The organism is Colwellia sp. 5_MG-2023 (assembly GCF_030547795.1).
Taxonomy (GTDB): domain Bacteria; phylum Pseudomonadota; class Gammaproteobacteria; order Enterobacterales; family Alteromonadaceae; genus Colwellia.
The window spans coordinates 1-22,290 of record NZ_JAUOPW010000039.1; the positions used below are offsets into that span (position 1 = coordinate 1).

Here is a 22,290-nt window from a genome sequence, read left to right on the forward strand (position 1 = left end):
GCTTTAGCTTTTGCAACGGCAGCTGCAATCCGAGCTTTTTTATCATCAGCTTGGCTTGTTACTTGTTCTACCTGACTTTTATCTGAGTTAGGTAAAGGACTCTCTTGTTCGTTATTTTTTTTCGCTTTAGCTTTTGCAACGGCAGCTGCAATCCGAGCTTTTTTATCATCAGCTTGGCTTGTTACTTGTTCTACCTGACTGTTATCTGAGCTAGTTAAAGTATTCTCTTGCTCACTCTTTTTTTGCATCAGCTTTTTGGCTTTTGCTCTGGCAATTGCTGCTTGCACTTGTGACTTATCATTTTGCTCTTCAGTATCGGTACCAGGTGCATCATTATTACTTTCGATTGCTTGTTTTTTAGCTTTTACGCGAGCAAGTGCTGCGGCAACAGCTGAGCTTGCTGTCCCACCATCGGCGGTTTTCTTATTCATAGTAGCTTTACGAGCAGCAGCCGCTTTTTTATGCTTCTCTTCTCGTTCAGCTTTTTCTTTTTCTAAGCGGAGCTTTCGGGCTTCAAACCGGACTTTGGCTTTTTCTGCTTTTATATCAAGTTGCTGTTGCTGACGAATTTCAGCCTTAGCAACACGATAATATTGTACTAATGGAATTTGGCTAGGACAAACATAAGCACAGGCTCCACAATCAATGCAATCAAATAAATTTAATTTGAGTAGCTGTGGGTGATCTTTCGCTTTCGCACTCCATTGCATTTCTTGAGGTAATAACTGACTCGGACATACCTCTGCACATTGACCACAGCGAATGCATTCCACTTCATTTGAATTGTTATCAAAGGCGCTCGGCATTTCTTTTTTACTTGGCGCTAAAATGCAGTTGCTCGTTTTAACAATAGGTACTAGTTCATTTAATATGGTGAAACCCATTAATGGACCACCCATGATAACTGGAGGAGTTGAACTTGAACTTTCAGACGTAAATCCTGTTTGCTCGAGTAAATGTCGAACAGGTGTGCCAAGTAGTGCCCAAACATTTTGGGGATTACTAAGTGCTTGACCTGTGACAGTAACAACACGCCTAATTAGTGGAATATCATTAATTACAGCATCACTAATGGCAAAACATGTAGCAACATTTTGCACAATAATTCCTGAATGAATTGGTAAGGCACCGCTTTTAATCTCTTTTCCCGTTAATATTTTTATCAGCTGTTTTTCGCCGCCCGTAGGATATTTTGTAGGGAGTACACAAACTCTAATGTTATCAATATTTTTTGTTGCATACTCTAATGCTTTTATTGCTTTAGGTTTATTATCTTCAATACCAATTAATATAAGCGTTGGTTTAAGTAAGTGATCCAAAATCTTTATGCCGTCAACAATGGCTTCACTTTGTTCACACATTAATAAATCATCAGCGGTGATATAAGGCTCACATTCTGCAGCATTGATGATCAAAAAATTTATATCAGGTTTGGTGTTAATTTTTATATGGGTAGGAAAACCAGCTCCGCCCATGCCCGCTATACCAGCGTCTGCAATCTTGCTAATTATTTGTTGTGGACTTAGTTTGGTGAAATCCTGACAAATATTGCGTGGTTGCCAAGTATCTTCGAAATCAACATCAATAAATATACAAAGTTCGCTTAGAGCTGAGGGGTGCGCTATAACTGATTTTTTTATATCACTAATAATACCACTGGTTGGAGCATGTATTGGTACAGTCATCGGGTTAGTGCTTTTTGTTAGCGGCTGGCCCTTTAATACTTTATCACCAACGTTAACTAATAAATCCCCTGGGCCACCGATATGTTGCTGTAACGGCAATATTAATTGTTTCGGTAACGGTAGCTGTTTAATCGGCTTGTTTGAGGTTAGTATTTTTTGCTCAGGAGGATGAATGCCACCGTGAAAGTGCCAAAAATGGTGCTGATTGATGCGTTCGATTATAGTGTTCATAATATTTTCTAATCTATTTGTTTTACAGCAATTTTATTTAAGTCCCATTGCCAGTTTTGTATAGTTTCAGGAATAGGGCGCATTTCAATACAATCAACAGGACAAGGAGCGACGCATAAATCACAGCCAGTGCATTCGTCAACAAGTACAGTGTGCATTTGCTTCGCGGCTCCTAAAATAGCATCCACAGGGCAGGCTTGAATGCATTTTGTACAACCAATACAATCTTCTTCAATAATAAAGGCAACTGTAGGGCCCTTATCGGCTTCATGGTTTTCATCTAACGGTTCAACATCAACACCAAGTAAATCGGCAATTTTCTTTATGGTATCTTCACCACCTGGGGCGCATTTATTTATAGCTTCGCCATTGGCAACAGCTTCAGCATAAGGTTTACAGCCAGGATAACCACATTGTCCACATTGTGTTTGTGGCAATAGCGCATCAAGTTGTTCAACAATAGGGTCACCTTCAACATGAAAGCGCACAGACGCGTAACCTAAAATAGCCCCAAAAATTGCGGCGATAAGTCCTAAAACCAGTATAGCGATTAAAATATTCATTAATATGTCATTACCTTACATCTTAATTAGGCCAGAGAAGCCCATGAAAGCTAAAGACATTAAACCGGCAGTAATCATTGCTATTGCCGCGCCTTTAAAAGGAGTAGGCACATCAGCATTGACTAATTTTTCTCTCATTGCTGAAAACATGACTAATACTAAAGAAAAACCAGCAGCAGCACCGAAGCCATATATGATAGACTCAAAGAAATTATGCTCTAACCTTAGGTTTAATAAAGCAACACCTAGCACGGCACAGTTTGTGGTAATGAGTGGTAAAAAAATACCTAATAGTCGATAGAGACTCGTACTTGTTTTATGTACCACCACTTCAGTAAATTGCACAACAACAGCAATAACCAAAATAAAACTCATTGTTGTTAGGTATTCAAGGTTTAGTGGCGCTAAAATATAGGTGGTAACTAAATAACTTAGCAGAGACGCTAACGTCATTACAAAAGTAGTAGCGAATGACATACCTATAGCTGTCTCTGTACGAGAAGATACGCCCATAAAAGGGCATAAACCAAGGAATTGCACTAATACAAAGTTATTCACTAGTACCGTGCCAATAAGTAGCAGAATATAATCAGTCATTTGCTTTTTAGATCAGGATGTTAGTTTTATCATATAATTTACATTATCCTTTGTTTTAAGGTATATGACAACACTAGTCTCAATGGGGATATAGATATTTACAATATTGTTTTATATTTTTATTTTTCTGATGAAATACTCTCTAATAAACGACACCAGATAGTTAAGTAGCATTAATAGTATAGGTAGAATTAATGCTACTTAAAAAATAAAATTGTACTGTTATTATAAAGGTTTAGGCTTTCCTATGTAAAAACCCTGACAGCCATCAATTAACAATTTTTCTAAGGTATGTTTTTCTTCTTGGCTTTCAACACTTTCTGCTAAGACATTAATACTTAGCCTATGTGCTAAATCAACCATTAAACGTAAGAAATATTGGTTGTTTTTATCATCATCAATATCACGAGTATAAGAACTGTCCATTTTGATATAGTCAGGTGTTAAATCTCTAAAGAACTTAAACGATGTTAAACCAACACCAAAACGTTCAACAGTTACTTTTGCGCCAACGCGATGTAGCATATCAATTAAGCGTTTGCTTGTTTTAATATTTTGTTGTAAACCGTATTCAGTTATTTCAAAAACTAATTGTCGTGCTACTTTGCTTTCACGCAATAACCTACGTTCTAGCCAAACGATAAAATGCTCATCGCAGATACTACGTGCGCTTAGATTTATACCAAAACTATGTTCATACATATTTTTCTGGTTAATTTCATTGATAGTCGTCTCGATAATAAGTTTATCAATTGCTGTCATCTTATCGAGTTTCTCAGCCATAGCGAGAAAAGACGACGTTGGCAACATATCGTCATTTGAATTCAGAAAGCGAGCTAAAATTTCCCCGTATACCCTACTATTACGACCACTTGGTTGAATTGGCTGTACTAGAAGAGTTATACGTCGGTTCTCTATAACACTATCTATTTCTTGTCGCCAATTTTGATTACCATAGTTGACACTATTTTTTTGCAATAGATCGGTGTCAGTTTGTGAATACCAAGAATTTGGAGCTTGGGTTTGCGCAATGCTAACACTAGTATCTACTAAGGCAAGTAACTCACCTAAAGGTTTAGATTTATCAAATGAAACTAAGCCGGTATAGGCAACTGACTCTAGCTCAGAAGAAAGTTGATAAGCATTAAATAAAGCGGTGAGCTCTGTTGTGAAGCTTTCAGCTTCTTTTAATTTTATATTAGGTAATATGCAGGCAAAATCAGAGCTGTTTAATCGAAACAATTTTCCATCAGGATAAGGTGAAAGTGCTCTTTTAAGAAGATTAGCAACCTGGGCGATATAACTATCGCCTTCCTTATACCCATGAATTTGGTTAATTGTTTGTAATTCAGAGCAACGTGTTATAGATAAAACGCCAAATTTAACAGGGCTATCTTGCCTTATTTGATTTTCATAAAACTGAACAAAACGACTGCGGTTATCAAGTTTTGTTAAATGGTCAACATAGGCTGCTTGTTCGAGATGAGAAACGCTTTCTAATTGCTGAGCCATTAAAGATTTAATGTCAGCGATACCTTGTTTTAACTCAGGTATTTCTAACATTTTACTGTCTGAATCAATATTCTTCACATCATCGACAGAGTTGTTGTTGATTAAAGCGAAATCATTTTTTATTTGTTGACTAATAATATCAAACATTACTTTATGGCGTTTGGTGCTCATTGCAACAGCAAAAACCACTAATACTAATGATAAAGTGGTAGCTATGATGAGAAACACTAATACTAATGTTGATTCACTTTGAAAGTTAAGCTGATAATGAAGTGTGATCGGTAAAGGGCTTAATGTTATTTGTTTTATCTTAGGAGCAACAAATGGAATCATGAAACCTGTATTGTTACTACTAAAATCAGATAATTTGTCACCTGCTAAATTGGAAATAATTAAACTATTGTAATTTGATATTTTTGTTAGTTGTGTTGAAAGGTTTTGGGCTGCTTGTTGTTCATTATTAGTAAACTCAAATTGTTGAGTAAACGCCGTAATCATTTGAGCATGTTGATCGGTTTTACTTTCAAGTAGAGAAGAGAGCATGATGATAGAAACAGCGCTGATAGATATAATGAAAATTAGCGCTAAGCCAATATTTCTTAATAATAATTGTGCAAAGGTATACATATTAAGTTAAATTACTCCAGAAAATAGCAGCAAATAAAAACCTGCTTAGTTAATATTAAATTACGATAAATGGCTTTGTAGCGCTATTATTTTATTTATACTAACTTATTGTTATACGTATGTTAATTTTTTCTGTAAATTTACCTGCATTTTTAACTATAATTGTTAATCAGGCTTGCGCTTATGCTCTCGCCCTTATATAATCTGACCTGTTAATTTTATTGTTAAAGCAAAATTAACAGGTATCAAGATGTCACTGAAGAATTATTTACTGTTATGAAAGAAAATAATTTCTATTCTTGCTACTGATGTTCTTTTTTACACTCGCTTGTTAAAATATGAACATGGGGGTCAGTGATATAGGCCCCTTTTATGGGGTTTTTTTGTTTTTAGTGCTTAAGTTATATTGGTAACGTTAGTATTAAAAACAAAAATACACAGCAAAAACATGCTGGGCTATATGCCCTTTTTTTGTACCTTAAATTTTATTTAAGTAGTACTTAAATAAAAAACAGGAGAAAAATATTGGCTAAATTTGAACAAAAACTAACTGACATGCTTCGTCCCGCCGTGGAAGAAACAGGTAAAGAATTACTGGGTGTTGAATTTATCAGTGCAGGTAATAATTCAGTTTTACGTTTGTTTATTGATCATGAAAATGGCATCGATGTTGATGATTGCGCAGAAGTAAGTCGTCAGGTTGGCGCTATTTTAGATGTCGAAGATCCAATAAGTAGTGAATACAATTTAGAAGTTTCTTCACCAGGCATTGATAAACCATTATTTGACATGGCGCATTTTAAATCAGTGATTGGTGAAACAGTAAACATTAAATTATCTATGCCATTAAATGGCCGCCGAAAGTTTAAAGGTACTTTAGTTGCGATAGAAGATGACACCTTGATACTTGATGTTGATGGTAGTGATTATGAGCTTGTTTTTAAAAATGTTGATAAAGCTAATCTTGTCGCACGTTTATAAGAACTAAATTAAATAAAGAATTTTAAGTTTAATAAAGTAGCTGTTTTTATAAATAGTTACTTAAAAAATTAGGGCTAAAAGAGCATGAGTAAAGAGATATTACTGGTTGTTGATGCGGTATCAAATGAAAAAGCATTACCTAGAGAAAGTATTTTTGAGGCGATGGAAACCGCTTTAGAAACAGCAACCAAAAAAAAATATGAGGGTGATATTGTTGTACGTGTTGCTATTGACCGTATTTCAGGTGAATTTGATACATTCCGCCGTTGGTTAATCGTTGAAGATAGCGATGAAGCGATGGAAAATCCTTATGCAGAAATTAGTTTAGCAGCTGCTCAGTATGAAGATCCTGAGTTAAAAGTTGGTGATTATGTTGAAGATCAAATTGAATCAGTAAAATTTGATCGCGTTACTACGCAAACAGCTAAACAAGTTATTGTGCAAAAAATCCGTGAAGCAGAACGCGCATTGATTGTAGAAGCTTACCAAGAACAAGTTGGTGAGCTCGTTACAGGTGTTGTTAAAAAATCTAGTCGTGAAAGTGTCATTTTAGATTTAGGAAATAATGCTGAAGCGATTATTTATCGTGACGACATGTTACCACGTGAAAGCTTCCGTCCAGGTGACAGAGTACGTGGTTTATTATATGAAATAAAACCAGAAGCACGCGGCGCACAGTTATTCGTTAGTCGTACCAAACCGGAAATGTTAATTGAACTTTTCCGTGTTGAAGTACCAGAGATTGGCGAAGAAATGCTTGAAATTAAGGGCGCTGCTCGAGATCCTGGTTCACGTGCTAAAATTGCTGTGAAAAGTAACGATAAACGTATTGACCCTGTTGGTGCTTGTGTCGGTATGCGTGGTTCACGTGTTCAGGCTGTCTCAAGTGAGTTAGGTGGCGAGCGTGTGGATATCGTCTTGTACGATGACAACGTTGCTCAATATGTTATTAACGCTATGTCACCAGCTGAAGTTGCTTCAATTATTGTTGATGAAGACAAAGGCACAATGGATATTGCTGTTGAAGAAAGCAACTTAGCGATGGCTATTGGTCGTAGTGGTCAAAATATTCGTTTAGCAAGCCAATTAACTGGTTGGGAGCTTAACGTAATGACTGTTGCTGACATGAAAGAGAAGCATCAGGCAGAAAACGATAAAGTACTCAATTTGTTTATTGAGAAACTTGATTTAGATGAAGACTTTGCCACATTACTATCTGATGAAGGTTTTACTTCATTAGAAGAAATAGCTTATGTGCCTGTAGCAGAAATGTTAGAGATAGATGGGTTAACTGAAGAGATTATTGAAGAGCTTCGTGAGCGTGCTAAAGAAGCACTAACAACACAAGCCTTAGCAAGTGAAGAAACGTTAGAAGGTGCAGAGCCAGCCGCTGACTTACTTGCTCTAGAAGGTTTAGAACGTCATTTAGCTTTTGTATTAGCAAGTAGAGGTATTTGTACACTCGAAGACTTAGCTGAACAAGGTATTGATGAAATTAGCGATATAGAAGAATTAACTGAAACCAAAGCGGGTGAGCTAATAATGGCTGCACGTAATATTTGTTGGTTTAACGAAGAATAAATAACACCGGGAGAATAGTGTAAATGGCAGATATAACTGTAGCAGAACTTGCCAAAGAAATTGGTACACCGGTGGAGCGTCTAGTAAGCCAGTTGGCTGATTCTGGCGTATCGAAATCGGAAAATGATGTGATTTCGCAAGATGAAAAAGAATCATTATTAGGTTACTTAAAAAAGCAACATGGTGATGAGTCTGAAGCAAAACCGAATAAATTAACGCTAAATCGTAAAACTAAGTCTACCTTGACTATGGGACACGGCAGTAAAGCTAAATCAGTTAATGTAGAAGTACGTAAAAAACGTACCTATGTTAAACGTAGCGAAATTGAAGAACAAGAGTTAGCGGAAGCGGCGGCAAAAGAAGAAGCTGAAATTGCAGCAAAAGCGGAAGCTGAAGCTAAAGCAAAAGCTGAATTAGCGGCAAAAGAAGCTGAAAATGCTCGTGCAGTAGCGTTAGCAAAAGCAGAAGCTGAGGCTGAGCGTAAGGCTGCAGCGAAAGCTGAAGCGGCAGAAAAAGCTAAACAAGCAGCAGCTGAAAAGGCTAAAAACCCTGAGAAACCACCGGTTGCTAAAGTTGAAGAAACAGAAGAAGCTAAACAGCTTCGATTGATTCAAGAAAAAGAAGCTGCGGCTAAAATTGAAGCTGAAGCAAAAGAAGCTGCGGAAGCGGCTAGAAAGTTAGCAGAAGAAAATGAAGCTCGCTGGAAAGCACAGGAAGAAGAACGTAAAGCCAAAGAAAAAGAGGTTGTTCATGTAACTTCTTCTGTTTACGCTCAAGAAGCTGAAGATAAAGTTGATGCTGCTGATGAAGGCGCTGGTCGTCGTCGTAAGAAGAAAAAAGCGGCTCCAGATAGAAATGCTCGTGGTGCTCGTACAGGTAAAGGTCGTAAAGCAACATTATCTGCACCTCAAAGTTTGAAGCATGGTTTTACTAAGCCAGTTGAAACTAAAGTACAAGATATACGTATTGGTGAAACTATTTCAGTTGCTGAATTAGCTAACAAAATGGCGAAAAAAGGTGCTGAAGTTGTTAAAGCCATGTTTAAAATGGGTGCGATGGCAACAATAAACCAAGTAATTGACCAAGAAACAGCAGCATTAGTTGCCGAAGAAATGGGTTTTGATGTTGTTCTTGTTAAAGAGAATGCGTTAGAAGAAGCTGTATTAGCCGATCGTGCGCATACAGGTGAAGAGATTACACGTGCGCCAGTAGTAACTATCATGGGGCATGTTGACCATGGTAAAACATCATTACTTGATCACATTCGTGAAGCGAAAGTAGCAGCAGGTGAAGCTGGTGGTATTACGCAACATATCGGTGCTTATCATGTAGAAACTGGTCATGGTATGATTACGTTCTTAGATACTCCGGGTCATGCTGCCTTTACTGCAATGCGTTCTCGTGGTGCTAAAGCAACTGATATCGTTATTATTGTTGTTGCTGCGGATGATGGTGTTATGCCGCAAACGATTGAAGCAATTCAACATGCGAAAGCTTCTGAAGCGCCAATTATTATTGCCGTTAACAAAATGGATAAAGAAGGTGCTGATCCAGATCGTGTTAAAAGTGAATTATCACAACATGATGTACTTTCTGAAGAGTGGGGCGGTGATGTTCAATTCTGTCATGTTTCAGCGAAAACAGGCTTAGGTATTGACGAACTTCTTGATGCGATATTATTGCAATCTGAAGTATTAGAACTTACAGCTGTTGTTGATAAAATGGCAAATGGTGTTGTAGTTGAATCTAAACTTGATAAAGGTCGCGGCCCAGTAGCGACAATACTTATTCAAGAAGGTACATTAAACCAAGGTGATATCGTTCTTTGTGGATTAGAATATGGCCGAGTTCGTGCTATGCGTGATGAAAATGGCCGCAGTATTCAATCAGCAGGTCCATCAATACCCGTAGAAATACTTGGTTTAAGTGGTGTACCACAATCTGGTGATGAAGCTACTGTTGTTAAAGATGAGAAAAAAGCGAGAGAAGTTGCTTTATATCGTCAAGGTAAATTCCGCGATGTGAAGTTAGCACGTCAACAGAAAGCGAAACTTGAAAATATGTTTGCCAGCATGGCTGAAGGTGAAATTTCTGAAGTTAATGTTGTTATTAAGTCTGACGTTCAAGGTTCACTTGAAGCAATCAGTGAATCATTAACTAAGTTATCAACTGACGAAGTAAAAGTTAAAATTATTGGTTCAGGTGTTGGTGCTATTACTGAAACAGATGCAACATTAGCAGCGGCGTCAAATGCGATTGTTGTTGGTTTTAATGTTCGTGCTGATGCTTCAGCTCGTAAAGTTATTGAAACAGAAAATATTGATTTACGTTACTACAGTGTTATCTATTCATTGATTGATGAAGTTAAGCAAGCCATGAGTGGTATGCTTGCTCCTGAATTCAAACAAGAAATCATTGGTCTTGCTCAGGTACGTGATGTATTTAAGTCTCCTAAAATTGGTGCTATTGCCGGTTGTATGGTTACTGAAGGTACAATTAAACGTAGTGCGCCAATTCGTGTATTACGTGAAAACGTAGTTATTTACGAAGGTGAACTTGAATCATTACGTCGCTTTAAAGACGATGTTCAAGAAGTTCGTAATGGTACTGAATGTGGTATCGGTGTTAAGAACTACAACGATGTACGCGTAGGCGATCAGATTGAAGTATTTGAAACTGTAGAAGTTAAGAGATCATTATAATTATATCTCTTTCCTTGTAGGGTCAATGACAGTAACGGAAACACTGATTAAGTCATATTAGTGTAGTGTTTCTGCTATATATTTGAAACTACTCGTTTTGAGCTCATAGTTAAATGCTTCACAACAATAATAAAAAGGGGCTGATGTCCCTTTTTTGTTTTAGTTAAAAGAGAAATGTTATGGCTAGAGAATATGCCCGTACTGACCGTGTTGGTCAGCAAATCCAAAAAGAAATTGCAGTAATATTAATGCGCGAAATTAAAGATCCGCGTTTGAGTATGACTACAGTATCTGCGGTTGAAGTCACACGCGATTTAGCGTACGCAAAAGTATTTGTTACTTTTTTTAATGATAATGCCGAAGATATTAAAACATCACTTGAAGTGTTGGCTGAAGCTGAAGGTTATATTCGTTCATTATTAGGTAAACGTTTGCGCGCACGTATTATGCCACATTTACGTTTTGTCTATGATAGCTCAATGAGCGAAGGTGTTCGTATGAGTGCCTTGGTTGATCAAGCGGTTGCTAGCGATAGTCATGGCACTGTTGCTAATGATAGCCAGGTTGATGACAACATAGATGATAGTGAAAAGAGTGACTAAAGCATGGCAAAGCGTAGAAAAGGACGCCCTATTAATGGCGTTTTACTATTAGATAAACCTTATGAAATGTCGTCTAATCATGCCTTACAGGCGGTTAAACGAATTTACTTCGCTCAAAAAGCAGGGCACACCGGAGCATTAGATCCACTTGCAACAGGTATGTTACCAATATGTTTGGGTGAAGGGACTAAGTTTTCTCAGTTTTTATTAGATACAGATAAAACTTACCAAGTAACAGCTAAGTTAGGTATTCGTACTACTACCAGTGACGCTGGTGGTGAAGTTGTGAGTGAAAAAGCAGTAAATGTTTCTGCTGAGCAGCTTAAGGAAGCGCTAGATACTTTTCGTGGTACAACGAAACAGGTACCTTCTATGTATTCTGCACTTAAGTATCAAGGTCAGCCTTTGTATAAATATGCACGTGAAGGTATTGAAGTGCCAAGAGAAGCTCGTGATATTACTGTTTTTAATCTTGAGTTATTACGTTTTGAGCATGATGAAGTTGAATTGAATATTCATGTATCAAAAGGGACTTATATTAGAACGATTGTTGATGATTTAGGTGAGTTATTAGGCTGTGGAGCACATGTTGCACACCTTAGACGTTCTGCTGTCGGTAATTATCCTATAGAAAAAATGGTTACTTTACCTGAACTTGAAGCATTACTTGAAAAAGCCATCGCTGATGAAATAACACCTTCACAAGTGCTCGATCCACTATTGCTACCTATGAACAGTGCTGTAGATGGTATGCATTGTGTTTATGTTGATGATATGTCAGCTAATTTCTTACGACATGGTAATCCTGTTCAAGCTTTTAATGCACCAAGTGATGGTACGGTACAAGTTTATATTGGTGATGATGAGAATGATGCTGATGCAGAGTTTATTGGAGTAGGTTTCATCGATGATGATGGCTTGTTAGCACCAAAGCGTATAGTCGTTATTTAAAAACATTTATGCTAGCCCAAAAGGTGCTAATTATAATGAATACCGCTAATTCTTTAGGGTAACCATTAATTAGCACACTTTACTGCTTGCAATTTATTGATTGGCTGCTAGAATACGCGCTCTTTTGTTACCTCGGCTGAATTAGTGTTTGGCTTAGGTAGTATTTTAACTCTTTATCTATAGGCTTTTCTTATAGGTAATAATGAGTTCCACACTAAGGATTTATTATGTCTTTAAATGCTACACAAAAAGCAGCTATTGTTGCTGAATATGCTCAACAAGAAGGTGATACAGGTTCACCAGAAGTACAAGTTGCTTTGTTAACTACACAAATCAACCACTTACAAGGTCACTTCAAAGAGCACATCCATGATCATCATTCACGTCGTGGTTTATTACGTATGGTTGCACAACGTCGTAAATTACTTGATTACTTAAAAGGCAAAAACGTTGAACGTTATACTGCTTTAATTGGTAAATTAGGTCTACGTCGTTAATAGTTAGTTTTATACTGATTATTTAAAAAGGAGCTTTTTAGCTCCTTTTTTGTATTTTAAATTCTAATAAATATTTTATATATCAACAGCTTAACTTCTATATCGCACTTACTTAGCTCATTCTCTTTGAGTACGCTATTAGGATGTAAACCTTTCTATTAGCTTCATTGTTTTTCATCAAGAAAATACCTTTTTAAAAATCAAACAAGATTAACCCACTATTCTTACTAGCAAATAGTGCTCAGGTCAGTATAATATGCCTGCTTGATTTGTTCGCTGTTTAAGTTTTATGATAAATTTGAATAGTAACTATCAAGAAAATAATCAATCAAACTGTATAATTTTTTGTTCAACTTGACCGCAATTTAGCGCCTAAGTGAATAAATAATTGTACAGATTGATTAAGATAATCAATGCGTTATGCTGCTTTATTGCTAAAGTAAAACGTACAAAAAAATTAAGGAAACATAGTAAATGTTCAATCCAGTAACTAAAAAATTTCAATTCGGTAAACATACAGTAACATTAGAAACAGGTAACATCGCTCGTCAAGCATCAGCTGCTGTTATGGCTAGCATGGATGATACGTGTGTTCTTGTATCTGTTGTTGCAAAAAAAGAAGCTAAAGCAGGCCAAGATTTTTTCCCTTTAACAGTAAATTATCAAGAACGTACTTATGCTGCAGGTAAAATCCCTGGTAGTTTCTTCAAACGTGAAGGTCGCCCTTCAGAAGAAGAAACATTAATAGCACGTTTAATTGACCGTCCTATTCGTCCATTATTTCCTGAAGGTTTTACTAACGAAGTACAAGTCATAATTACTGTTGTTTCAGTTAACCCAGAAATAGCTCCTGATATTATTTCATTAATTGGTACTTCTGCAGCCTTAGCTATTGCAGGCGTTCCATTTAGTGGTCCTGTTGGTGCGGCACGTGTTGGTTATACTGATGGTCAATACATTCTTAACCCATTACAGTCTGAATTACCTACAAGTCAATTAGACTTAGTTGTTTCAGGTACAGACTCAGCGGTATTAATGGTTGAATCTGAAGCTGACGTATTATCAGAAGAAGTAATGCTTGGGGCTGTTGTCTATGGCCATGAGCAAATGCAAGTAGCAATTTCTGCTATTAAAGAATTTAAAACAGAAGTAAACACTCCTTCATGGGAATGGGTAGCTCCTGTTAAAAATGCTGAGTTAGTTGCAAAAATTGCTGAGTTAAGTGAAGCGCAACTTAATGAAGCGTACCAAATAACAGAAAAAGCAGTTCGTTATGAAAAAATTGCTGAAATACGCAATGATGTCGTTGAACAATTACTCGCTGCTGATGAAGAGCTTGATGTACAAGAAGCTAAAGATTTATTCCATGACTTAGAAAAAACTGTAGTACGTGGTCGCATTACTGATGGCAACCCTCGTATTGATGGTCGTGATCCTGAATCTATTCGTGCTTTAGATGTAATGACTGGCGTATTACCACGTACTCATGGCTCTGCTGTATTTACTCGTGGTGAAACTCAAGCTTTAGTTACTGCTACTTTAGGTACTCAACGTGATGCACAACGTATTGATAGTATTTTAGGTGAAAAGACTGATGCATTTATGCTTCATTATAACTTCCCTCCATACTGTGTTGGTGAAACTGGTTTTGTTGGTTCACCTAAGCGTCGTGAAATTGGCCATGGTCGTTTAGCAAAACGTGGCATGTTAGCGGTAATGCCTACTATTGAAGAATTCCCGTACGCTGTACGTGTTGTTTCTGAAATTACAGAGTCTAACGGTTCATCTTCAATGGCTTCTGTTTGTGGTACTTCACTTGCGCTTATGGATGCTGGTGTACCAATTAAAGCTTCTGTTGCCGGTATTGCAATGGGTCTAGTTAAAGAAGGCGAAAAATTTGTTGTTCTTTCTGATATTTTAGGTGATGAAGATCACTTAGGTGATATGGACTTTAAAGTTGCTGGTACTACAGGCGGTATTACTGCTTTACAAATGGATATCAAAATTGAAGGTATCACGCAAGAAATTATGCAAATTGCATTAAATCAAGCAAAAGCGGCACGTACTCATATTTTAGCAGTAATGGATGAAGCAATTGCTGGACACAGAAATGAAATTTCTGAATTTGCACCACGTATTCATACAATTAAAGTAAGCCAAGATAAAATTCGTGACATTATCGGTAAAGGTGGCGCAACTATTCGTCAACTTACAGAAGAAACAGGCACTACAATCGAAATTGATGATGATGGTACTGTGAAAATTGCTGCTACTTCTGGTGAGCAAGCAGATGATGCTATTAACCGCATTAAAGCGTTAACTGCTGAAATCGAAGTAGGTACACTGTATACGGGTAAAGTTGTACGAATCGTTGATTTTGGTGCGTTTGTTAATGTTTTACCAGGTAAAGATGGTTTAGTACATATTTCACAAATCTCAGAAGAGCGTGTTAGTAACGTAAGTGATGTATTATCTGAAGGTCAAGAAGTGAAAGTTAAAGTACTAGAAGTTGATCGTCAAGGTCGCGTACGTTTAAGTATTAAAGAAGCAATGGAAAAACCAGCAGAAGAAACTCCTGCTGCTGAGTAATTCTATTTATTAACTTAGACTATTTCACTTACAATTTAGTCTATTAAAAAGGAGCCTTTTGGCTCCTTTTTTGTTTCTAAATCAAGTACAATCATAATCACGCGATAATTTAATTTCTATTTCTAAGGCAAATTAGTGAATTTATCCTTTACTGAATTCAAGTCCAAACTATTAATATTGGCTATTGTTAGTTGCATGGTATTACTTACCCAAGGGTGTTCATCATTAGGTAACGCTAATAATTCCCTGAACTCCTCTTCGATAAATCAATTGGTAATTGCAGAGCCTTTGGCCATCAATTTTAAAAGTGAAATTGCTATTGCTCGTTTATCTGAGGTGCTTAACCGTGTAAAAATTACAGATGAACAAAAAGCACAAATTCATTATGATCGCGGTGTATTATTCGATAGTGTAGGTTTGCGCTCTTTAGCACGATTGGATTTTTCTCAGGCTTTACAACTAAAGCCTAACTTGATCGACGCTTATAACTTTTTGGGCATACACTTCACTCAGTTAAGAGAGTTTTCTCAAGCCTATGAACAGTTTGATTCTGTGTTAGAGCTGGCACCTGAACATGAATATGCACATTTAAACCGTGGTATTGCGCTTTATTATGGTGGTAGACCTAGTTTAGCTGCGCAAGACTTTACTGATTTTCATTATCAACAAAATGATGACCCTTATCGGTTGTTGTGGTTATATTTAGCTGAGCATAATGTAGATCCTGTATCAGCAAAATCAATGTTAAGAGAAAGATCAAGCTTAGTTGATGATAGAACATGGGCTAAACAAGTCATTCATTTATATTTAGGTGACATTAGTCAAGCGCAGTTCGTGAGTGAATTAACAAGGAATATTCAATCAAATAAAGCGTTAACTGATAGGTTATGTGAAGCTTACTTTTACTTGGGGAAATATAATCAAATTATGGGCTTTGATGGTGCTGCCGCTAACTTTTTTAAACTATCGTTAAGCACTAATGTTTATGAGTTTGTTGAGCACCGTTATGCCAAGCTTGAATTAGACTTGATGCGCTCTGCAAATTCAACAGCAGTAGAAGAAGATGAATTGTAAAATGATCTGAATGTAGACAATCTAATAAATTGAATTGATAAATGATAATCAAAAAAATTATGATGGGCTTGTTGATAATGCTGCTAAGTGGCTTATCGACTAGCTCATTTTTTTTAAATGATTATTTGACCAAAATTATTATTAAAAATGAACATACTGAGTCTCAATTAAATTTTGCTATTGCACATAATAATTTTTCAGCACTAAATTTTATGTGGAAAAACGCAATATTGCATAGTGAACAATGGCTTTATTATGGAAAAGAGGTAGCTAAAACCCAAGGTGAAGCGGCTTATCAGCTTGCCGTTTATTATCAAACCAAACCAGATCCTGAGCCTAAAAAAATGATATTTTGGTATGAAAATGCCATTAGACTTCAATATTCCAAGGCCTCAATAGCATTAGCGCAATACTATTTTCAACGCGATAAATTAGCGATGGCAACGCAAATCATTACGTTAGTACCTATTGAGGAGCTAACCAACTTAAAGGTAAGTGCGATTGTTTTGAAAATTAATATCGCGATTAACTTAGGGAATGTAGCTATTGTTAATAAGTTAATTGAGCAGTATATGGCGCTGTTACAAAAAACTGAAGCGGGACAGCTATTACTGGCTGATATTTATCGATATCAAGTATTATTTAGCGTTTCGCCAACTAGCCATGTAAAAATATTATCTCCCAGTTGCGATAATAGTATTCAATTGTTTGCGACTAATTTAAAACACTTAAAACGGCTTGAAAAAATCATTACCACTTTTAAAGAGCAAAGCTTAAGTCATGCTGTTTGTTTTACACCAATTCGTTATATACCAATAAATGAACTTGATTGTAATAATAATCCTAAAAGGGCTATTACTTGTAACGAAATACAATGGGAGTTAACTGCTAAAACTGTTAATACGCGTTATGTGGGGTTAATGCTACCAAAAGGTGGAGCTAATGTTCATTTGGGCATGCTATATTTTGATGCACAAGATAGTGTCGACGTCTTTGCGCATGAAATAAGTCATTTATTGGGGTTTGTTGACGAATACGCTTTGACACCTAAACATAGTATATGTCAGCAACCACAACAAGAGATATTTTCACAAAATATTTCCGTCTTAAATAATCGTTATCTGGGGGATCGAAAGGCGGTTCGCGTTAAGGTATTAAAGCAGTTAGCATGGGGGGAATACATTAATGATAACACACCTATTTTACAAGAGGTTGTAGGAGTAACTGGCGAGGAGCTTTGGCAGCTTGGAACCCCAAAAGAATTTTCTCATCAAATCGGCGTATTTCATGCTAAAACATGCGATAACTCATTAGCGAGCTATAATAACTTTAGCGCATTTAAGAGCGTTTCTCAGCGAACTAAATTACAATACTTTGCACTAAACTTCCCTGAAATTTATCGAAAACTCTTACAAGAAAAGTTAATGGAATATAGAATGCCTAGCTTTCATTATAATATTGCATTAGCTTATTTTAACCAATCAGCAACAAATAATAAGTTTATTGAACAAGCTCATTATTGGATGGAAAAGGCAAAAATTTGGAGTGATAATGTTGAGAAAAAAGGTGAGTTTTAAGATAAACCGACTATTTACTTAGTTTTTAGGCTATTACTTAAGCGGAGTTACTATCGGCTTTATAGATAATTTCGTTATATTATTTTCAACTGTAGTACTGTCGAGAGTATCACTGTGTTTAGAGGGAACTACCTCTATATTTTTTTTTATTGTTGCAGTAGGCCACATAGTATAATTTTGTATATTGCTAGCGGATGAAGCCGTATTGAACAAGTCATCGTTTAGATTTTTTTTTATTGGTTTTTTCTTCATCCTTAAAAACCACGAATATATCGTCATACATTTCTCCGTACAGCCCTATCAATATGCCGGCATTATATATTACTAATGCATAAATAGCCTGTGAAAATTAACTTTTGTCGTCGATAAGATAAGGTATAATCATGACAAAATTATTATCTGATTGCTTTTAGAGGCAGAAACCTAGCAATGAAAAATTTTGAGCCCGAGCAGTTTCGCCAACACTTTCCTCTTATTTATACGAATAAACACATAAACTCGGAAGGTGAATCACACCCATCAATTATTTATTTTGATAATGGCGCAACAACGCAAAAACCTAATACAGTGATTGAGTGTCTTCCTGCTTTTTATCAAAATATAAATGCTAATGTACATCGTGCCTCACATAAGTTGAGTGCGAAGGCAACTCTGGCGTTTGAACAAGCGAGAGAAACGGTTAAGACCTTTATTAATGCCAAAAGTAATAAAGAAGTTATTTGGACAAAAGGTACAACTGAAAGTATTAACTTACTAGCATCGAGTTTAGGCAGAAAAGTACTTGGTTTAGGTGATGAAATAATTTTAGCTGTGAGTGAACATCACGCGAATATTGTACCTTGGCAAATAATTGCTGAGCAAACAGGCGCATCAATAAAGGTTTTATCGCTTGATGCTGCAGGTAGGGTAGATCTTAATAAATTTGATAAATTGTTAACGAAACAAACGAAAATTGTTTGTTGTGCACATGTTTCTAACGTTATTGGTAAAATAAACCCAATAGCGGATATGATAACAAAAGCAAAAACTGTTGGTGCTATTACGGTTATAGATGGAGCACAAGCCATTGCTCATTTTCCCATTGATGTACAAGAATTAAATTGTGATTTTTATGTTTTTTCTGCGCATAAAATGTATGGTCCTACAGGTGTGGGAGTACTTTATGGTAAAGAAGCTTTGCTAGAGATGATGCCACCCTATCAGTCAGGCGGTGAAATGATCAAAAGCGTGAGTTTAGATAAACCAACTACTTTTAATTCACTGCCATTTAAGTTTGAAGCGGGGACGCCAAATATCGCCGGTGTTGTGGCTTTTGCAGAAGCTATTCATTTTATTAATCAATTCAATCATGATGACATCACTAAATATGAACAGCAATTAGCTCAGTATTGCTATCAAGCATTAAAACAAGTGCCCAGCGTTAAGTTCATTGTTGAAAATGCTCCTGATATTCCTGTTATCGCTTTTACGGTTGAAGGACAGCATAACCATGACATAGCCACAAGTCTTGACAGTTATGGTGTTGCTATTCGTAGTGGACATCACTGTGCAATGCCATTAATGGAATATTTACATGTTTCAGGTTGTTTACGGGTATCGCTGGCCGCGTATAATACTTTTGATGAAATAGATTACTTTATTAAGACATTAATTAAAGTGATCTATCAAGAAAAACAAAACGTTTTAGTTGAAGAATATCAGAAAAAACCTTTGATTCAGCATACTCAAAGTACTCAAAGTACTGAAATAAAAAATAAATTTTCAACAATAAAAAGCTGGGATTCTCGCCATCGTGAAATTATGTTGCTAGGAAAAACACTACAACGTATGGATAAAAGCTTGAGAAATGAGCAAAGTTTAATTAGTGGTTGTGAAAGCTTAGCTTGGCTTATTGCTAATAAAAATTCACAAGGTTTATTCAGTTTTCAAGCCGATAGTGACGCTAAAATAATTCGAGGTTTATTAGTTATTGTACTTTCCGCTTTTAACGATAAATCAGCATTAGAAATAAAAACTTTTGATATTGAAGAATTCTTTGAAAGTCTAGGTTTACTACAGCATTTAAGTCCTTCTCGGGGGAATGGTGTATTAGCCATAGTAGATAAAATAAAAACACTTACTCAGTAGTTACTGTTTTAATTGTTCTGTCTTAGTAACTACTGAAAAGTTGTGTTTAAACGTGTTATTTACCACCATTTTTAATGATTTCGCGTGCCATTTCGTCTGCAATTAAACCTGTAGGTTTATTTTGCTTGTCGGCTTTATTAAAAACATCAAGTAAGGTGGAATAAATTTCCTCTACCTTTTTAGTGGCTCTTTCAATACTATAGTTTTCTTCAAAGGAAACATTGATTATGCCGCCGGCATTTATAACATAATCAGGTGCATATAAAATACCGTGATCAACTAATGCTTGATCATGGCGTGGTTCAGCAAGTTGGTTGTTAGCACAACCGGCGATTATTTTGGCTTTTATACGTTTAATGGTGTCATCATTAATGCTAGCACCCAGTGCACATGGCGCATAAACATCAACATCTTGGTCATATATTTCAGTTAAACTCACTACCGTGGCATCAAGCTCACTGGCGGCTTTATTTAATGCATCTTGATTGATATCAGTGACAATAAGTTTTGCACCTGCTTGATGTAAATGCTCACATAAACCATATCCAACACTTCCTAAGCCCTGTACAGCAACTTTAAGCCCATTTAAATCGTCACGGTTAAACTTATGTTTAACACAAGCTTTAATACCTAAAAACGTGCCTAAGGCGGTAAAAGGAGAAGGATTACCACTTTTTCCTTCGGTCCCTGTTACAAAAGGTGTCACTGTATTGGTCATAGCAATATCTTTTGTCGTTATATTGACATCTTCGGCACTTAAGTAACGGCCGTTTAATCTATTTAATGCTTCACCAAAAGCTTTAAAAAGTGCTTCTGACTTTAATGACTTAGCATCGCCAATAATAACGGATTTACCACCACCCATCTTTAAGCCTGCCATGGCATTTTTGTACGTCATACCTTTAGATAAGCGTAAAACATCCACGAGTGCTTCTTCATCATTAGCATAATCCCACATTCTACAACCACCGATTGCAGGGCCAAGATTAGTATTGTGAATAGCAATTATGGCCTTAAGCCCTGAATTATCATCACTGCAAAAAACAACTTGTTCATGGTTATCAAAATCAGCTAGATCAAAAAAAGCCATTTACCTATTTCCTTGTATTTATGAAAGAATATTTAACTGTTCGAACTCTATCACTTCATAATTATAGGCACTAGTAGAGGCAAGTTTATTGTCTGGCATATTCTTAGGTCAAAGTGTTCATTTATTGGTACAGAAGCTTCAAGGGAGAGTATTAGCTCAGTTCTACAAAATTATTACTCGCTTGTTCTGGCTAAAGCATTACACTGCGGCGTTACTCTGGTTTATTTATCTTACAAAAAATAAGCTTATGAATTAATGACACTGTATTACGACATGTTTGTTTCTTTCGATTTTGGAGTTAATAAAGCTATTTAAAATGAGTGTACGTTTAGTGACCTAAAGATATAAAAGAAGATGTCACTTTTATTTCTTAGAAACTTGCATTTAAATAATAGGAATCGCCTTATTTATGCTTTATGAGCATTGCTAAGGGATTATAAGTTTATGGTGATTTAATAATACTTCAAATGGTACGGGTCAAGAGACTTGAACTCTCATATCTTGGAATACTGAAGCCTACTTTTCTAACAAGAGTAGCGCGTCTAGCTATTTCGTAAAAATATAAGTTTATAAGGATATAATTATAGAAGAGTATATAAATAGAATTTCAAATGGTACGGGTCAAGAGACTTGAACTCTCACATCTTGGAATGCTGGAGCCTAGTTTTCTAACAAGAGTAGCGCGTCTAGTTATTCCCCTAAATACACATGATTTATGTTGTAAGTAGAAAGTAGAATCTAATTGATATGTAATAGTGATTTTTTGTTGGTATTTCTAGGGAAGTTATAAATTTCAAATGGTACGGGTCAAGAGACTTGAACTCTCATATCTTGGAATACTGGAGCCTACTTTTCTAACAAGAGTAGCGCGTCTAGTTATTTCGTAAAAATATAAATTTATAAGGATATAATTATAGAAGAGTATATAAATAGAATTTCAAATGGTACGGGTCAAGAGACTTGAACTCTCACATCTTGGAATACTGGAGCCTACTTTTCTAACAAGAGTAGCGCGTCTAGTTATTTCGTAAAAAGATAAGTTTATAAGGATATAATTATAGAAGAGTATATAAATAGAATTTCAAATGGTACGGGTCAAGAGACTTGAACTCTCATATCTTGGAATACTGGAGCCTACTTTTCTAACAAGAGTAGCGCGTCTAGTTATTTCGTAAAAATATAAGTTTATAAGGATATAATTATAGAAGAGTATATAAATAGAATTTCAAATGGTACGGGTCAAGAGACTTGAACTCTCACATCTTGCGATACTGGAACCTAAATCCAGCGCGTCTACCAATTCC

Annotated in this window: 15 protein-coding genes; 10 read left to right on the forward strand and 5 right to left on the reverse strand. The window is 36.2% G+C overall.

The window, feature by feature from the left end; all coding sequences use genetic code 11:
- From rsxC to Q4496_RS17010, 4 genes are all read right to left on the reverse strand, one after another.
- On the reverse strand, positions 1 to 1,916 hold a 1,916-nt coding region (gene rsxC / locus Q4496_RS16995; RefSeq protein WP_303610889.1), incomplete at its 3' end, for an electron transport complex subunit RsxC.
- 8 nt (positions 1,917 to 1,924) lie between these two features.
- Positions 1,925 to 2,479 carry an electron transport complex subunit RsxB gene (gene rsxB / locus Q4496_RS17000; RefSeq protein ID WP_303610890.1) on the reverse strand — a complete coding sequence of 185 codons (555 nt, stop codon included), beginning with the start codon at positions 2,477 to 2,479 and terminating at the stop codon, positions 1,925 to 1,927.
- 15 nt (positions 2,480 to 2,494) lie between these two features.
- Positions 2,495 to 3,076, reverse strand: a complete 582-nt coding sequence (gene rsxA, locus Q4496_RS17005) for an electron transport complex subunit RsxA (RefSeq protein WP_303610891.1) — start codon at positions 3,074 to 3,076, stop codon at positions 2,495 to 2,497.
- 225 nt (positions 3,077 to 3,301) lie between these two features.
- Positions 3,302 to 5,215 carry an EAL domain-containing protein gene (locus tag Q4496_RS17010; RefSeq protein WP_303610892.1) on the reverse strand — a complete coding sequence of 638 codons (1,914 nt, stop codon included), beginning with the start codon at positions 5,213 to 5,215 and terminating at the stop codon, positions 3,302 to 3,304.
- Between the two features lie 525 nt (positions 5,216 to 5,740).
- On the opposite strand from Q4496_RS17010, the gene rimP reads away from it, so the two are divergent.
- From rimP to Q4496_RS17060, 10 genes are all read left to right on the forward strand, one after another.
- Positions 5,741 to 6,196: a ribosome maturation factor RimP gene (gene rimP, locus Q4496_RS17015; protein ID WP_215972566.1), complete on the forward strand. Its 456-nt coding sequence runs from the start codon at positions 5,741 to 5,743 to the stop codon at positions 6,194 to 6,196.
- A gap of 84 nt (positions 6,197 to 6,280) precedes the next feature.
- Positions 6,281 to 7,777, forward strand: coding sequence for a transcription termination factor NusA (gene nusA / locus Q4496_RS17020; RefSeq protein WP_215972565.1), 1,497 nt, complete (start codon positions 6,281 to 6,283; stop codon positions 7,775 to 7,777).
- A gap of 23 nt (positions 7,778 to 7,800) precedes the next feature.
- A complete protein-coding gene (infB, locus tag Q4496_RS17025) occupies positions 7,801 to 10,479 on the forward strand; it encodes a translation initiation factor IF-2 (RefSeq protein ID WP_303603116.1) in 2,679 nt (892 codons plus the stop codon).
- Positions 10,480 to 10,658: 179 nt separating this feature from the next.
- Complete coding sequence (gene rbfA / locus Q4496_RS17030) at positions 10,659 to 11,081, forward strand: 30S ribosome-binding factor RbfA (RefSeq protein ID WP_215972563.1); 423 nt, start codon at positions 10,659 to 10,661, stop codon at positions 11,079 to 11,081.
- Between the two features lie 3 nt (positions 11,082 to 11,084).
- Positions 11,085 to 12,032 carry a tRNA pseudouridine(55) synthase TruB gene (gene truB, locus Q4496_RS17035; RefSeq protein WP_215972562.1) on the forward strand — a complete coding sequence of 316 codons (948 nt, stop codon included), beginning with the start codon at positions 11,085 to 11,087 and terminating at the stop codon, positions 12,030 to 12,032.
- Between the two features lie 227 nt (positions 12,033 to 12,259).
- A complete protein-coding gene (gene rpsO / locus Q4496_RS17040) occupies positions 12,260 to 12,529 on the forward strand; it encodes a 30S ribosomal protein S15 (RefSeq protein WP_215972561.1) in 270 nt (89 codons plus the stop codon).
- A gap of 474 nt (positions 12,530 to 13,003) precedes the next feature.
- Positions 13,004 to 15,118 carry a polyribonucleotide nucleotidyltransferase gene (gene pnp / locus Q4496_RS17045; protein ID WP_215972560.1) on the forward strand — a complete coding sequence of 705 codons (2,115 nt, stop codon included), beginning with the start codon at positions 13,004 to 13,006 and terminating at the stop codon, positions 15,116 to 15,118.
- Positions 15,119 to 15,253: 135 nt separating this feature from the next.
- Positions 15,254 to 16,192, forward strand: coding sequence for a lipoprotein NlpI (nlpI, locus tag Q4496_RS17050; protein ID WP_303610893.1), 939 nt, complete (start codon positions 15,254 to 15,256; stop codon positions 16,190 to 16,192).
- 41 nt (positions 16,193 to 16,233) lie between these two features.
- A complete protein-coding gene (locus tag Q4496_RS17055; RefSeq protein WP_303610894.1) occupies positions 16,234 to 17,769 on the forward strand; it encodes a hypothetical protein in 1,536 nt (511 codons plus the stop codon).
- Positions 17,770 to 18,198: 429 nt separating this feature from the next.
- On the forward strand, positions 18,199 to 19,896 hold the full coding sequence (locus Q4496_RS17060; protein ID WP_303610895.1) for a SufS family cysteine desulfurase: 1,698 nt from the start codon (positions 18,199 to 18,201) through the stop codon (positions 19,894 to 19,896).
- A 55-nt stretch (positions 19,897 to 19,951) separates the two neighbouring features.
- Here the strand turns inward: Q4496_RS17060 and Q4496_RS17065 are convergent, their stop codons facing one another.
- Positions 19,952 to 20,986 carry a Glu/Leu/Phe/Val dehydrogenase gene (locus Q4496_RS17065; RefSeq protein ID WP_215972557.1) on the reverse strand — a complete coding sequence of 345 codons (1,035 nt, stop codon included), beginning with the start codon at positions 20,984 to 20,986 and terminating at the stop codon, positions 19,952 to 19,954.
- Positions 20,987 to 22,290: the final 1,304 nt, after the last annotated feature.